11 protein-coding genes are annotated in these 15458 nt (G+C 73.4%); 8 read left to right on the forward strand and 3 right to left on the reverse strand.

What is annotated here, in order from left to right; all coding sequences use genetic code 11:
• Positions 1-74: 74 nt before the first annotated feature.
• The 3 genes from CHR28_RS11675 to CHR28_RS11685 all read right to left on the reverse strand — a co-directional run bounded on the left by CHR28_RS11675 (position 75) and on the right by CHR28_RS11685 (position 5353).
• The gene (locus CHR28_RS11675; protein ID WP_094053479.1) at positions 75-1745 is read right to left on the reverse strand and encodes a penicillin-binding transpeptidase domain-containing protein; all 1671 of its coding nucleotides are present in this window, start codon (positions 1743-1745) and stop codon (positions 75-77) included.
• A gap of 96 nt (positions 1746-1841) precedes the next feature.
• Positions 1842-3473: a penicillin-binding transpeptidase domain-containing protein gene (locus tag CHR28_RS11680; RefSeq protein ID WP_094053480.1), complete on the reverse strand. Its 1632-nt coding sequence runs from the start codon at positions 3471-3473 to the stop codon at positions 1842-1844.
• A 131-nt stretch (positions 3474-3604) separates the two neighbouring features.
• A complete protein-coding gene (locus CHR28_RS11685) occupies positions 3605-5353 on the reverse strand; it encodes a dolichyl-phosphate-mannose--protein mannosyltransferase (RefSeq protein ID WP_179272400.1) in 1749 nt (582 codons plus the stop codon).
• A gap of 237 nt (positions 5354-5590) precedes the next feature.
• On the opposite strand from CHR28_RS11685, the gene rsmI reads away from it, so the two are divergent.
• The 8 genes from rsmI to CHR28_RS11725 all read left to right on the forward strand — a co-directional run bounded on the left by rsmI (position 5591) and on the right by CHR28_RS11725 (position 15319).
• On the forward strand, positions 5591-6439 hold the full coding sequence (gene rsmI, locus CHR28_RS11690; RefSeq protein WP_094053482.1) for a 16S rRNA (cytidine(1402)-2'-O)-methyltransferase: 849 nt from the start codon (positions 5591-5593) through the stop codon (positions 6437-6439).
• A 284-nt stretch (positions 6440-6723) separates the two neighbouring features.
• Positions 6724-7128: a hypothetical protein gene (locus CHR28_RS11695; protein ID WP_094053483.1), complete on the forward strand. Its 405-nt coding sequence runs from the start codon at positions 6724-6726 to the stop codon at positions 7126-7128.
• An 80-nt stretch (positions 7129-7208) separates the two neighbouring features.
• Complete coding sequence (locus CHR28_RS11700; protein WP_094053484.1) at positions 7209-8090, forward strand: TatD family hydrolase; 882 nt, start codon at positions 7209-7211, stop codon at positions 8088-8090.
• A gap of 137 nt (positions 8091-8227) precedes the next feature.
• Complete coding sequence (locus CHR28_RS11705) at positions 8228-9688, forward strand: resuscitation-promoting factor (protein ID WP_094053485.1); 1461 nt, start codon at positions 8228-8230, stop codon at positions 9686-9688.
• Positions 9689-9720: 32 nt separating this feature from the next.
• A complete protein-coding gene (gene rsmA, locus CHR28_RS11710) occupies positions 9721-10608 on the forward strand; it encodes a 16S rRNA (adenine(1518)-N(6)/adenine(1519)-N(6))-dimethyltransferase RsmA (RefSeq protein WP_094053486.1) in 888 nt (295 codons plus the stop codon).
• Positions 10609-10768: 160 nt separating this feature from the next.
• Complete coding sequence (locus CHR28_RS11715; RefSeq protein ID WP_094053487.1) at positions 10769-11668, forward strand: 4-(cytidine 5'-diphospho)-2-C-methyl-D-erythritol kinase; 900 nt, start codon at positions 10769-10771, stop codon at positions 11666-11668.
• A gap of 514 nt (positions 11669-12182) precedes the next feature.
• Entirely contained in the window at positions 12183-13424 is a 1242-nt protein-coding gene (locus CHR28_RS11720) for a HEAT repeat domain-containing protein (RefSeq protein ID WP_094053488.1), read from the forward strand.
• Between the two features lie 71 nt (positions 13425-13495).
• The gene (locus CHR28_RS11725) at positions 13496-15319 is read left to right on the forward strand and encodes an ABC-F family ATP-binding cassette domain-containing protein (RefSeq protein ID WP_094053489.1); all 1824 of its coding nucleotides are present in this window, start codon (positions 13496-13498) and stop codon (positions 15317-15319) included.
• Positions 15320-15458 lie beyond the last annotated feature (139 nt).

Here is a 15458-nt window from a genome sequence, read left to right on the forward strand (position 1 = left end):
TCTCGGGGCTCCGGGCCCGGTGCTCAGCCGTCCCGGGTGCTCAGCCGTCCCGGGTGCTCGGCCGTCCCGGGTGCTCAGCCGCCCGCCTTGAGCAGGGCCGCCACGATCGGGCCGGCCGTCGAGCCGCCGTGTCCGCCCTGCTGGACCACGCCCGCGGCCGCCAGGTCACCCCGGTAGGCCGTGAACCAGCCGTTCGGCTTCTTCTGCCCGTCGACCTCGGCGGAGCCGGTCTTCGCGCCGGCGTCACCGCCGACCCCGGCCATCGCCTCGGCCGCCGTACCGGCCGCCGCCGTGTACGCCATCAGCTCGCGCAGCTGGGACAGCGTCCCCGCCGACATCGTGCGCGAGGCCTTCGCCAGCGTGCGTCCGTCCACGTCCGGGGAGACCAGGTAGGGCTGGCGGAAGGTGCCGCCCTTCACGGTCGCCGACACGGACGCCATGTTCAGCGGGTTCATCCGCACCCCGCCCTGACCGATCAGCGAGGCGCCCATCTGGGCCGCCGACTGCACGGGCACCGCGCCGTCGAAGGACGGCACCCCGATCGCCCAGTTGTTCAGCCCCAGGCCGAACACCTGCTGGGCCTGCTTGGTCAGGTCGTCGTCCTTCAGCTTCGGCGCCTGGCTGATGAAGGCCGTGTTGCAGGAGCGGGCGAAGCTCGCCTTGAACGTGCCGTCCTTGATCTCGAACTTGTCGTCGTTCTGGAACTTCCAGTGCCCGTACGTGAAGTACTTCGGGCACGGGTGCTTCTTGTCCGCCGAGGCCAGGCCCTTCTCGATCAGCAGCGACGAGGTGACGACCTTCATCGTGGAGCCGGGGGCCAGGGAGCCCTGGAAGGCGGTGTTGAAGCCGGGGGAGGCGTTGGCCGCGGCCAGGATCTCGCCGGTCGACACCCGCACCACGGCCACCGACGACCGGGCCTTCTTCGCGACCTGCTTCTCGGCGGCCGTCTGCAGCGCCGGGTCCAGCGTGGTCTTCACCGTGCCCGGCGTGCCCTCGCTCAGCTCCAGCAGCGTCTTGTCGGACAGGTCCTTCGCCTTGGCGGCCTTCCCGCGCACGACCCGGAGCTCGATGCCGGCCTTGCCGCCGGCCTGCTTGCCGTACTTCTCGCGCAGGCCGTCCAGGATCGGTCCGATGGAGGCGTACTTCTTCCTGGTCAGCTCGCCGCCGTCCCGGTCGAGCGCCTTGACCGGGGGCGTGCCCGCCTCGCCGGTGACCAGCCGGTCGCCGTCCCTCAGGTCCGGGTGGACCACCGCCGCGTGCCAGTCGACCAGGGGCTTTCCGTCACTGGCGCGGCGCACGACGGTGAGCGCCCCGGAGTACGCCAGCGGCTTCTCGGTGCCCTTGTAGGAGACCGTGCCCTTGACGTCGAACGGCACCTTGGCGCCGGTGCGCGTGCCCGGGGTGAGGGTGACGTCCTTGACGTGGGCGTCCTTGGTGTAGCCGGTGAGCAGGGCCCGGGCCGCGGCCGGGTCGTCGGTGGCCGCGGCGGCCTGCGGGACCTTCCCCGACTGCCAGGCGGTGAGGAAGGTGCGGGCGGTGGTGGTGACCTCGGTGGCCGACAGCGGCCCGGTCTTCACCTCGGGCTTGCCGTCCGAGGACGCGCGGGTCCCGTCGTCGGCCGCGGCGCCGCCGCCGTACAGCGCGTAGGCTCCGGCCCCGGCACCCACGACGACCACGGCGATCATCCCGCCGATCACGGCGGGGCTCGTCTTCCGTCGCTCGGCGACGCGCCTTCTGTTGCCCACTGCTGTTCTGTCCTCCGTCGATCCCCGGGGTCCCCGTCGCCCTCAGCCGTCCCAACGACGGCCCCCACCCTAGAGTCCCTTCCGGCGGAGGTGAGATCAGCCACCCGTTCGTAGCACGGCTGCGACAATCGGCCCGGCCGCGTCGCCGCCGTGCCCGCCCTCCTCGGTCATGGCCGCCGCGGCGATGTCGCCCCGGAAGCCGGTGAACCAGCTGTTGGACTTCGCGTTGCCGTCGACCTCGGCCGATCCGGTCTTGGCGCCGATGTCGCCGGTGAGCTCGCGCATGGCCTCCCGCGCGGTGCCCTGGGTGGCGGTGAGCCGCATCATCTGCCTCAGCTGGGCGGCGGTGCCCGGCTTCAGCCCCTGGGCCCGGGCCAGCTGCCGGCCGTCCAGCTCCGGCGCGACGAGGTAGGGCTGGCGGAAGGTGCCGGTGATGGCGGTGGCGGTCACCGAGGCCATGTTCAGCGGGCTCATCTGGACCTGCCCCTGCCCGATGGCGCCGGCCGCCCGGTCCGGGCCGCCGACCGCCGGGACGCTGCCGTCGAAGGAGGCGATGCCGGTCTTCCAGTCGTCCCGCCCCAGCCCGAAGCGCTGCTCGGCCTCCTGGGCCAGCGAGGCGTCGGTGAGCGGCTCCTCGTCGATGAGCTTGACGAAGGCGGTGTTGCAGGAGCGCATGAAGCTGTCGGCGAGCGTGGCGCCCTCGTCGGGCTTCATGCCCGTCAGGTTCTTGAACGTCTGGCTCTGCCACACGGCGGTGCCGGGGCAGGGGGCCGGGCCGTTCATCGTGGTCACGCCGTTGTCGATGAGCATCGCGGCGGTGACGATCTTCATGGTGGAGCCGGGCGCGGCCTGGCCCTGGAAGGCGGCGTTGAAGCCGTCCGTGCGGTGGTTGGCGACGGCCAGGACCTCTCCGGTGCTGGGCTTGACGGCCACCACCGAGGACTGGGCGAACCGCTGCACCGCCTTCTCGGCGGCCGCCTGGGCGCTCGGGCTGATCGTGGTGGTGAGCTTGCCCGGCTTGCCCTCGGCGAGGGTGAGCAGCGGGGTGTCGGGAGCGTCCCCGGCCGTGTGCCGGACGACCAGTTCGATGCCGGGGGTGCCGCCGGCCTTCTCGCCGTACTTCTCGCGCAGGGCGTCCAGGACCGGGCCGAGGGAGGGGTACTTCTCCTTCGTCAGCTCCGAGCCGTCGCGGCCCACGGCCTCGATGGGCGGGGCGGCCGACTCCTCGGTGACGAGGGTGTCGTCCTTCTCCAGCTCGGGGTGGACGACGGACGGCTGCCAGTCGACCAGGGCCCGACCGCTGGTCAGCCCGCGCACCACGGTCAGTTCGCTCTCGTAGCTGAGGGGCTTGGACTTCCCGTCGTAGGCCACCTTCGCCTTCACCGCGTACGGCACGGTGGTGCCCCGCGCCTTCCCCGGCGTGATCGTCACGTCGGTGATGTGCGCCTCGTCGCCGAAGGCGGTCAGCAGCTGCTCGGCGGCCGCGTCGTTGTTCGTGTACGACGCGGCTGTCGCGGCCTCGCCCTTCTCCCAGGCGGCGAAGAACCCGGCGGTGGTCTCCTCGACCTCGTCCTCGCCGGGCGGCCCCGACTTCTTCTCCGCCGCCACCCCGCTGCCGCCCCCGTCACCGCTCAGCGCGCTCACGATGTTGTAGGTGCCGTATCCGGCCCCGCCCAGCATCACCGCGAACACGCCGCCTATGACGGCGGCCTTGACCCCCTTGCCCATTGGGCCGTCCCCTCCCCGTTCGAGCCTCACACGCTCGATTGAACGCGTTCAGAAAGCTCGGTCCGCGAGCACTCTACGCACACGGGGCGACACAAGGGGCGCCTGATTCGAGATTTTGACCGAATACGGATTCAGACCCAGGTATCCAGCCACATCCGCGACCGCCAGTCGTCGATCGGGATGGCCTGGCCGGTGTAGAGGGGCCAGAAGTAGATGAAGTTCCAGGCGATCAGCAGGACCAGGACGCCCGCGGCCGTGGCGCCCGCGACGCGGCGGGTGTCCGAGGAGCGGGGTGGTCCGACGATCGCGCCGAGGAGCATCGCCACCGCCAGGCACAGGAAGGGCAGGAAGACGACGGCATAGAAGAAGAAGATCGTGCGCTCCTGGTACATGAACCAGGGCAGGTAGCCGGCCGCGATGCCGCAGGCGATGGCGCCCGCGCGCCAGTCGCGGCGGAAGAACCAGCGCCACAGCACGTACAGCACCGCGAAGCAGGCGACCCACCACAGCAGCGGCGTGCCGAGGGCCAGCACCTCGCGGGCGCACTTCTCGCCGGCGTCGGACGGGCAGCCGTCCTTGCCGGGCGCCGGGGACTCGTAGAAGTACGACACCGGGCGGCCCAGGACCAGCCAGCTCCACGGGTTGGACTGGTAGGTGTGCGGCGAGGACAGCCCGACGTGGAACTCGTACACCTGGTTCTCGTAGTGCCACAGGCTGCGCAGCCAGTCGGGCAGGAACGTCCAGCTGCCGCCCTTGCCGTCGCCCGCGGCCCAGTCGCGGTAGTAGCCGCCGGAGCCGTTCGTCGCGGAGAGGATCCAGCCGGTCCAGGAGGCGAGGTAGGTGAGCAGGGCGACCGGCACCGTGGCGAGGAACGCCAGGCCCGTGTCGCGGCGCAGCACCGCGGTGTACGGGTGCCGCGCACCGGCGACCCGGCGGGAGGCGACGTCCCACAACACCGCCATCAGGCAGAACGCGGCCAGGATGTACAGGCCGTTCCACTTCGTGCCGATGGCCAGCCCCAGCATCAGACCCGCCGCCCAGCGCCAGGGGCGCCATCCGAGGCGGGTCGACTCCGCCACGCGCCGGTCGGGACGGGCCCGGCCGTCGGCGTCCACCGGGAGCGCGGCGGCCAGTCGCTCCCGGGCCTTGTCCCGGTCGACCAGCAGACAGCCGAACGCGGCCAGCACGAAGAACATCAGCACGCCGTCGAGCAGCGCCGTGCGGCTCATCACGAAGTGCAGACCGTCCAGCGCCATCAGCGCGCCCGCCAGGCACCCCAGGAACGTGGAGCGGAACAGCCGGCGGCCGATCCGGCACAACAGCAGCACCGACAACGTGCCGAGCAGGGCCGTCATGAACCGCCAGCCGAACGGGTCGAACCCGAACATCAGCTCGCCGAGCCCGATGACGTACTTGCCGACCGGCGGGTGCACGACATAGGCCGCGTCGGTCGGGAGCTTCACGTTCCCGCCCGACGACAGGACCAGGTCGTTTGCGTTCTTGGCCCAGTTGACCTCGAAGCCGCGGTGGACGAGCGCCCAGGCGTCCTTGGCGTAGTACGTCTCGTCGAATATCACCGCCCTGGGGCTGCCCAGGTTCCAGAACCGCAGCACCCCCGCCAGCAGCGTGACGAGCAGCGGGCCGATCCAGCCCGACCAGCGCACCAGCCGCCCCGCCAGGGTGTGCGGGACGCCGAGCGCCGCCCACAGGCGCGGCGAGGGCTCGGTGTACGGCGGCACCAGGCGGTCACGGACGTCACGGACGTCGCTGCCGGGCTGCCCCTGGTAGCCGAAGCGGCGCAGCCGCTGCTGCCAGGGCGGCCGCTGCTCGTGCGGCGCCTGGCCCTGCCGGGTGTCCGTGGAGGACGCGGTACTGGTCACCGCGCCATCGTAGGGAACCGTGCTGTGTGAGTCCCGTGCATGGCCGGTATGCGTCCGCAACCTCCGCCCCTGGGAGGAGTGCCCCGGGAGCAGTGCCCCGGGAGGAGGGCCCCCGGGAGGAGGGCCCCCGGGAGGAGTGCCCCCGGGAGGAGTGCCCCCGGGAGGAGGGCCCCCGGGAGGTGTGCCCCGCCCCCCACCCCGGCGGTCCGCGCCCGGCACCCCTGGGAGGATGGGGGCGTGACCGGAACCCTCGTACTCGCAGGCACCCCCATCGGCGACATCGCGGACGCGCCGCCCCGGCTCGCCGAGGAGCTGGCCGGGGCCGACGTGATCGCCGCCGAGGACACCAGGCGGCTGCGCCGGCTGACCCAGGCGCTCGGCGTCACGCCCAAGGGGCGGGTGGTGTCGTACTTCGAGGGCAACGAGTCCGCCCGGACGCCGGAGCTGGTCGAGGAACTGGCGGGCGGGGCGCGGGTGCTGCTCGTCACGGACGCGGGCATGCCGTCCGTGTCCGACCCGGGCTACCGGCTGGTCGCGGCAGCCGTCGAGCGGGACGTGCGGGTGACGGCCGTGCCCGGGCCGTCCGCGGTGCTCACCGCGCTCGCGCTGTCGGGGCTGCCCGTCGACCGGTTCTGCTTCGAGGGCTTCCTGCCGCGCAAGGCGGGCGAGCGGCTCGGGCGGCTGCGCGAGGTCGCCGGGGAGCGGCGCACGCTCGTGTACTTCGAGGCCCCGCACCGGCTGGACGACACGCTGGCCGCGATGGCCGAGGTGTTCGGGCCGCAGCGGCGGGCCGCCGTGTGCCGGGAGCTGACCAAGACGTACGAGGAGGTGCGGCGCGGCGGGCTCGGCGAGCTGGCCGCCTGGGCCGCGGAGGGCGTGCGCGGGGAGATCACCGTCGTGGTGGAGGGGGCGCCGGAGGCGGGGGCGGAGGACGTCGGCCCCGAGGAGCTGGTGCGGCGGGTGCGCGTGCGCGAGGAGGCGGGGGAGCGGCGCAAGGAGGCGATCGCCGCGGTGGCCGTCGAGGCCGGGGTGCCCAAGCGGGTCGTGTTCGACGCCGTGGTCGCCGCGAAGAACGCGGCGGAGTGACCGGGACCGGGGTGGAGCTCCAGGTGCTGTGCGGGGTGCGCGTGGCGAGGGGCTGATCGCGCAGTTCCCCGCGCCCCTCACGGGGCGCTCAGCCCCCCTCTGAGCAGGGCGCATGTCGTTTGAGCGTGCGCCCCATGGGCGGGCAAAGCGCAAGGGGCGCTGGGGCAAGGGACGCCCAAAACGGGGCCAACACTCGACAGGTCTGCTGCCATCGATCCGGCCGAGGAGTCCACTGGGTCGTGGGGACGGAATCGTCCCCACGCCACAGCGGAACAGGAGCTGGCATGAGTGAGATCGCAGGGCAGACCGGGCTCCGCGCCGGTGCGACCGCCGTCGTCAACGAGTCCTACTCCTTCGCCTGCATGCGGTGCGGGCACGGGTGGGAGCAGTCGTACGAGATAGAGCACCACACGGACGCCACGGGCCACGAGTTCGTCCTCTACGTCGCGGACGGCAAGGTCGTGCCCTCTCCCCTGAGCAAGCCCGCGTGCCACAACTGCGACGGGCACGTCGTGCGCATCATGCGGCCCGGCCGGGTCGCCTCGGCACGTGACGCGGCACACCGGTCCCACCACGTGCCGCCGCCCGCCGGGCCGGTGGAGGCGCCCATCCCCGTGGCCGAGGAACGCGAGCGGCACCACTGGCACCTGTCCGACCTGCTGCACCCCTTCCAGCGCAAGGCGAGCTGACCCGTCCGGCTCCCCTTGTCGACGCCCTCCCCGCTCCTCCCCCGCGGGGGAGGGCGTCGCCCTTTCGTAGGATCGACGGCATGCCTTCGAACGACGCCGACAAGAACGCCGCGCCCCCGCTGCCGGAACCCCTGCGGGTGCCGGTCGCCGACTCCCACACCCACCTGGACATGCAGTCCGGCACGGTCGAGGAGGCGCTGGCCAAGGCGGCGTCGGTCGGGGTGACGACCGTCGTGCAGGTCGGCTGCGATCTGAAGGGCTCCCGCTGGGCGGCCGAGACGGCCGCCGCGCACGACGCCGTCCACGCGACGGTCGCCCTGCACCCGAACGAGGCGCCCCGGATCGTCCACGGCGACCCCGACGGCTGGTCACGGCAGGGCGCACGCGCACCGGGCGGGCAGGCGGCCCTGGACGACGCGCTCGCCGAGATCGACCGGCTGGCCGCGCTGGAGCAGGTCAAGGGCGTCGGGGAGACGGGCCTGGACTACTTCCGCACCGGGCCCGAGGGCAAGGACGCGCAGGAGCGGTCCTTCCGCGCCCACATCGAGATCGCCAAGCGGCACGGCAAGGCCCTGGTCATCCACGACCGCGAGGCACACGCCGACGTCCTGCGCGTGCTGAAGGAGGAGGGCGCCCCCGAGCGGACCGTCTTCCACTGCTACTCCGGCGACGCCGAGATGGCCCGGATCTGCGCGAGCGCGGGCTACTACATGTCCTTCGCCGGCAACGTCACCTTCAAGAACGCCCAGAACCTGCGGGACGCGGTGGCCGTCGCCCCGCTGGAGCTGCTGCTCGTGGAGACGGACGCGCCCTTCCTCACCCCGGCGCCCTACCGCGGGCGGCCCAACGCCCCCTACCTCGTGCCGCTCACCGTGCGGGCCATGGCCGCCGTGCGCGGCGTCGACGAGGACACCCTGGCCGAAGCGCTCGGGGCGAACACGGCACGCGCGTTCGGATACTGACCCCCGCGACCGCCGCACCACCCCGGCCGCACGACTGTGCGTAGTCGCGTCGCTTTGGAGAGTGACGAACGCTCCGCTAGGTTCTGGGGGCCCGATCCGGACCCCGCTGGACCCCTCGGCCCCTGGAGCGTGTCGGCGTGAGCAACTCCCCGTACGAGACGTACGAAACGTACGAGACGTATGAGCCGCACGAGGCATATGAGCCGTGCGATCCGTACGAGCCGTACGAGACGTACGCCCCGGCCTACGCGGACCCCGTGTACGGCGGCTTCGACGCGCCGTCCGCCGATCTGCACAGCGCCGAGACGCTCGGAAACGGGACCCCCGGGGCGCCGGGCGCCCGAGCGGACACCTACCGGCCCGCCTACGAGACGCGGACCCTGCCCGGGCTGCCCCGTCAGAACCCCGGCGGACCCGACGAGCCCGCCCAGTCCCGCGCCGCGGCGCGCGCCGGTTCGCACCGCAAGGCCGCGCGCCGACGCAAGGCGCGTTCCACCGAACGGCCCGACAGCTCGATGCGGCGGCTGCTCCCGCAGGCCCTGGTCGTCGCCTTCCTCGCGGGCGGCACCACGGCGTTCGTCGCCAAGGACAAGGCCGTCGAGCTGAACGTCGACGGCGAGACGCGCACCCTGCACACCTTCGCCGACGACGTCACCGAGCTGCTCGCCGAGGAGGGCGTCGAGATCGGCGCCCACGACGTGGTGGCGCCCGGCCCCGGCACGGAGCTGACCAGCGGCGACGAGATCGCCGTGCACTACGCCCGCCCGGTGCGGCTCACCCTCGACGGGCACCGGCGCCAGGTGTGGACCACCGCCCGCACGGTGGCCGGAGCGCTCCGGCAGCTCGGGGTGCGCCAGGAGGGCGCCTACGTGTCCACCTCGCGCTCCCGGCGCATCGGGCGCGAGGGGCTCGCGCTGGACGTGCGGACCGAGCGCACGGTCACGGTCATGGCGGACGGCCGGGCCCGCACCGTCCGCACCAACGCGGCGACCGTGCGGGAGGCCGTCGAGGAGGCCGGCATCACCCTGCGCGGCCAGGACACCACGTCCGTCCCACAGGGCAGCTTCCCGCGCGACGGGCAGACCGTCACGGTGCTGCGCATCACCGGCGGCAAGGAGGTCCGCGAGGAGGCGATCCCCTTCCAGGTGCGGCGCACCGAGGATCCGGAGCTGTTCCGCGGCACGGAGGTCGTGGAGCGCGCCGGCGAGCCGGGCCTGCGCCGGATCACCTACTCCCTGCGCACGGTCAACGGCGTCAGGCAGAAGCCGCGCCGGATCGGAGCCGAGGTGGTGCGCGAGCCACGCGCGCAACTGGTCAGGGTCGGCACCAAACCGCGGCCCGCGTCCGTCCAGGGCGCCGACCACCTCGACTGGCAGGGCCTGGCGGCCTGCGAGTCCGGCGGCCGCCCCGACGCGGTCGACCCCTCCGGCACCTACGGCGGCCTGTACCAGTTCGACACCCGGACCTGGCAGGCGCTCGGCGGCACCGGCCGCCCCCAGGACGCCCCCGCCGCGGAACAGACGTACCGGGCGAAGAAGCTGTACGTGCGCCGCGGCGCCGGCCCCTGGCCGCACTGCGGGGGGCGGCTGCGCGGGTAGGCGGCCGTGAAACCCCCCGTACCCTTGTCCCCGTGACCAGCCCCGCCCCCGACGCCCTCCTCGGCCCCGCCGACATCCGCGAACTCGCGGCAGCCCTCGGCGTACGCCCCACCAAACAGCGCGGACAGAACTTCGTCATCGACGCGAACACCGTCCGCCGTATCGTCCGCACCGCCGAGGTCCGCCCCGAGGACGTCGTCGTCGAGGTCGGCCCGGGGCTCGGGTCGCTCACCCTCGCACTGCTGGAGGTGGCCGACCGGGTCACGGCCGTGGAGATCGACGACGTGCTCGCCGCCGCGCTGCCCGCGACCGTCACGGCCCGCATGCCCGGGCGCGCGGACCGGTTCGCGCTGGTCCACTCCGACGCGATGCACGTCGCCGAGCTGCCGGGCCCGGCCCCGACCGCGCTCGTCGCCAACCTGCCCTACAACGTGGCCGTCCCGGTCCTGCTGCACATGCTCGACACCTTCCCGAGCATCGAGCGCACCCTCGTGATGGTCCAGGCGGAGGTCGCCGACCGCCTCGCCGCCGCACCCGGCTCGAAGGTGTACGGCGTCCCGTCGGTCAAGGCCAACTGGTACGCCGAGGTCAAGCGCGCCGGGGCCATCGGCCGGAACGTCTTCTGGCCCGCGCCGAACGTGGACAGCGGCCTGGTCTCCCTGGTCCGCCGGGCCGAGCCGATCAAGACCACCGCGTCGAAGGCCGAGGTGTTCGCCGTGGTCGACGCGGCCTTCGCCCAGCGCCGCAAGACGCTGCGGGCCGCCCTCGCCGGCTGGGCCGGCTCCGCGGCCGCCGCCGAGCAGGCCCTCGTCGCCGCGGGCGTCTCACCGCAGGCCCGGGGCGAGTCCCTGACGGTGGAGGAGTTCGCCCGCATCGCCGAGCACAAGGCGAACCGGAACCCGCAGGAGGAAACGGCGTGAGCGCCACGGCGAACCGGAACCCGCAGGAGGAAACGGCGTGAGCGCCACGGCGAACCGGAACCCGCAGGAGGAAACGGCGTGAGCGCCACGGCGAACCGGAACCCGCAGGAGGAGAACGCGTGAGCGTCACGGTGAACCGGAACCGGCAGGAGGAGTCCGCGTGAGTGTCACGGTCCGTGTCCCGGCCAAGGTCAACGTCCAGCTGGCGGTGGGCGCCGCCCGCCCCGACGGCTTCCACGACCTGGCCAACGTCTTCCTCGCGGTCGGCCTCTACGACGAGATCACCGTCACCCCGGCCGACGGACTCCGCGTCACCTGCGAGGGCCCCGACGCCGACCAGGTCCCCCTGGACCGTACGAACCTGGCCGCGCGGGCGGCGATCGCGCTGGCCGATCGGTACGGCCGCAGCCCCGACGTCCACGTCCACATCGCCAAGGACATCCCCGTCGCCGGCGGCATGGCGGGCGGCAGCGCCGACGGTGCCGGCGCCCTGGTCGCCTGCGACGCCCTCTGGGGCACCGGCGCCTCCCGCGAGGAACTCCTGGAGATCTGCGCCGAGCTGGGCAGCGACGTGCCGTTCAGCCTGATCGGCGGGGCCGCCCTCGGCCTGGGCCGGGGTGAGCGGCTGACGCCCCTGGAGGTCGGCGGCTCCTTCCACTGGGTGTTCGCCATGGCCGGGCGGGGCCTGTCCACCCCGGCCGTGTTCCGGGAGTTCGACCGGCTGGGCGAGGGCACGGACATCCCCGAGCCCGTCGCCTCGCAGGAACTCCTCACCGCGCTCGCCAAGGGCGACCCGGACGCGCTCGCCGCGGCCGTCTCCAACGACCTGCAGCCCGCCGCGCTCTCCCTCTTCCCGGAACTCGCCGACACCCTGGCCACCGGCCGCGCCGCGGGCGCCCTCGCCGCCCTGGTCTCGGGCTCCGGCCCGACCACGGCGTTCCTCGTCCGCGATCCCGAGTCGGCGGCGGCGGTGGCACAGGCCCTGATGGCCTCCGGCACCTGCCGCACGGTCCGCACAGCATCCGGCCCGGCCCCCGGGGCGACGGTGGCCGAACACTGACGCCGCCGGCGACCGAGCGTCCCGCCGCACGCGGCCGCGAGTGTCCACCGCATGCGACCACCGGCGTTCATCCCCTGCGGCGGCCGCGCGTTCGTGGCGTGCGGGCCGGGTGTTCATGGCGTGTGGCCGTCGGGGTGTGCGTCGCGTACGGCGCGGGAGTTCATGGCCTGCGGCCACCGAGCGTCCACCGCACGCGGTGGCCGCACGTCCATGGCCCGCAGCGACCGGGCGTTCTTCGCCGGCGGCGACCGAGCGTTCCGCCGCACGCGGCCGCGCGTTCGTGGCGCGCGGGCCGGGCGTTCATGGCGTGTGGCCGTCGGGGTGTGCGTCGCGTACGGCGCGGGAGTTCATGGCCTGCGGCCACCGAGCGTCCACCGCACACGGTGGCCGGACGTCCATGGCCCGCAGCCACCGGGCGTTCTTCGCCGGCGGCGTTCGCGCGTTAATCACATGCGGCGGCCCGTCGCCCGCGCTTAGCATCCCCGGGTTCCGGAGGACCTGGGAGGGCGCGGGCGTGGGGGATCTGGTCGCGGCGGTGCGACGGGGAGACGCGGACGAGGTCCGGGCCCTGCTGGAGGGCGGAGCCGACCCCGAGACCCTCGACGACGGCCTGCCGGTCCTGTGCCGGGCGGTGGCCGCCTACGACGAAGCCGTGACCGAAGCCCTGCTGGAGGGCGGCGCCGATCCGCTGCGCCGCCTGCCCGACGGCAGCACCCCGCTGCTGCGGGCGGTGGACGGCGGATCCCATCTGCTGACCCTCACGCTCGCCACCCACCGGGTGCCCCTGCCCGCGCCGGCACGCGAGGAACTGCTGGCCCGCGCCCGGCACTGGACCGAGACGGGCGCGGAGGCGGAACTGCGGCGCCGCACCGGCCTGACGGGGCCGGTCGAGCGGGCCCGGGTCGAGGACGACGAGATCGGCTGGTGGTGCGAGCAGCTCACCCTCGGCGACCTGACGGTGCGCGACGAGCACCGGGCCGTCCTCACCTCCCTGGAGGTCCGCTACGGCATCCGCGCCCCCTTCGACGAACTCGTGGCGCGGGCCCTGGCCCACCCCGACCGGGACCACGTCGTCTGGTCCGACGTGGTGTTCACGCTCGGCCGCCGGTTCGACGAGGAGACCTGGCAGTGGACCAGGGACCTGCTCAACCACCCCGACCGGCTGCACCGCCTGTTCGCCGCCGAGGTCCTGCTGTTCCTGATCCTCGGGGACGCCTTCCAGGGCAAGGACCCCTTCGCGGAGCGGGGCAGGGAACTGGTGCCCTGGGCCGAGCCGGAGCAGGACCCGGAGGTGCTGGCGGCCCTCCTCGACGCCATGACCCACGACTCCGCCCCGGAGATCGAGGCCGTCGGCCTGTCCCTGCTCACCCACCCCGACCCGAGGGTGCGCGCCCTCGTCCCGGACGCCCTGGAGCGGACCTGGGACGGCGGGGCCCCGGCCCGCCCCGCGGGCCTCGCGGCGCTGCTGGCCCTGGCCCGTGACGAGGACGCCGGCGTACGCGAGGCGGCGTGCCGCCGGCTCGCGCACCACCGGGGACCCGAGCCCGAGGTGGGGGACGCGCTGGCCGCCCTCACCCACGACGAGCGGCAGTCCGTCCGCATCAGTGCCGTCTCCGGCCTGGCCCAGCGCGACGATCCGCGCTGCGTGGAGGCCGAGCACCGGATCGGCCCCCTCGACCCGGAGCTGCCGTTCGACCACAGGCTGCTCGACGTCAGCCGGTACCGGCAGCGCCGGGAGGCCGCCGCCGGCTCCTGAACACCGCGGCCGGAGCACCCCCCGGCCCGACTACCCTGGAGGGTCGATCCATCCCCCTCGTCAGGAGCGAAATGGCCGTCAACCTGGTCAATGTCGAGAACGTCAGCAAGGTGTACGGCACCCGTGCCCTGCTCGACGGCGTTTCCCTCGGCGTCTCCGAAGGGGACCGCATCGGCGTCGTCGGCCGCAACGGCGACGGCAAGACCACGCTGATCCGGATGCTCGCCCGGCTGGAGGAGGCCGACACCGGGCGCGTCACGCACTCCGGCGGCCTGCGCATCGGCGTGCTCACCCAGCACGACTCCCTCGACCCCGAGGCCACCGTCCGCCACGAGGTCATCGGCGACATGGCCGACCACGAGTGGGCCGGCGTCGCCAAGGTCAGGGACGTGCTCACCGGCCTGTTCGGCGGCCTGGACCTGCCGGGCTTCCCCAAAGGGCTCGACACGGTCATCGGCCCGCTCTCCGGCGGTGAGCGCCGCCGCATCGCGCTCGCCAAGCTGCTCATCGAGGAGCAGGAGCTGCTCGTCCTGGACGAGCCCACCAACCACCTCGACGTCGAGGGCATCGCCTGGCTCGCCCGGCATCTGCAGAACCGCCGTTCGGCGCTGGTCTGCGTGACCCACGACCGCTGGTTCCTGGACCAGGTCTGCACCCGCATGTGGGACGTCCAGCGCGGCGCCGTCTACGAGTACGAGGGCGGCTACTCCGACTACGTCTTCGCCCGGGCCGAGCGCGAGCGCATCGCCGCCACCGAGGAGGCCAAGCGGCAGAACCTCGTCCGCAAGGAGCTGGCCTGGCTGCGCCGCGGCGCCCCGGCCCGTACGTCCAAGCCGCGTTTCCGGGTCGAGGCCGCCAACGAACTCATCAAGGACGTGCCCCCGCCCCGGGACAGCAGCGAGCTGATGCGGTTCGCGTCCTCGCGGCTCGGCAAGACCGTGTTCGACCTGGAGGACGTCACCGTCCAGGCGGGCCCCAAGGTCCTGCTGGAGCACGTCACCTGGCAGCTCGGGCCCGGTGACCGGATCGGCCTGGTCGGCGTCAACGGCGCGGGCAAGACGTCCCTGCTGCGGGCCATGGCCCAGGCGGCCCGCACCGACGGGGAGGCCCAGCCCGCGGGCGGCCGGGTCCGCGTCGGCAAGACGGTCAAGCTGGCCTACCTCTCCCAGGAGGTCGCCGAACTCGACCCGGCCACCCGGGTGCTGGAGGCCGTGCAGCAGGTGCGCGAGCGTGTCGACCTCGGCAAGGGCCGGGAGATGACCGCCGGGCAGCTGTGCGAGACGTTCGGCTTCTCCAAGGAGAAGCAGTGGACGCCCGTCGGCGACCTCTCCGGCGGTGAGCGCCGCAGGCTGCAACTGCTGCGCCTGCTCATGGACGAGCCCAACGTCCTCTTCCTCGACGAGCCCACCAACGACCTCGACATCGAGACGCTGACCCAGCTGGAGGACGTCCTCGACGGCTGGCCCGGCTCGATGATCGTCATCTCCCACGACCGGTTCTTCATCGAGCGCACCACCGACCGGGTGTTCGCGCTGCTCGGCGACGGTGCCCTGCGGATGCTGCCGCGCGGCATCGACGAGTACCTGGAGCGGCGGCAGCGCATGGAGGAGGCCGCTGCCGCCTCTGCCGCTGCAGCCTCGGCCGCGGCCGCCGCGCCGCAGTCGGCCGCCCCGGAGCGGAGCGCCGCCGACCAGCGCGCCGCCAAGAAGGAGCTGCAGAAGATCGAGCGGCAGCTCGACAAGGTCTCCGAGCGCGAGACCAAGCTGCACGCCCGGATCGCCGAGAACGCCACGGACTTCGCGAAGGTGGCCGAACTGGACGCCGAACTGCGGGAGTTGGCCGGTCAGCGCGAGGAGCTGGAACTGCGCTGGCTGGAACTCGCCGAGGACGCGTGAAGGCGCATAACGGCGGCATCACGGGCCGGTCCTCCCTTGGGAACAGGGGGTGAGACGGCCCGGTCCGCCGTTGGAACGGGGTGATAGAAAGAGCCGTCTTGGAACTTTATGAAGCGACTCTGAGCCCATCGCGTGCCTC

Source organism: Streptomyces sp. XY006 (assembly GCF_002237655.1).
In the GTDB taxonomy this organism is placed as follows: domain Bacteria; phylum Actinomycetota; class Actinomycetes; order Streptomycetales; family Streptomycetaceae; genus Streptomyces; species Streptomyces levis.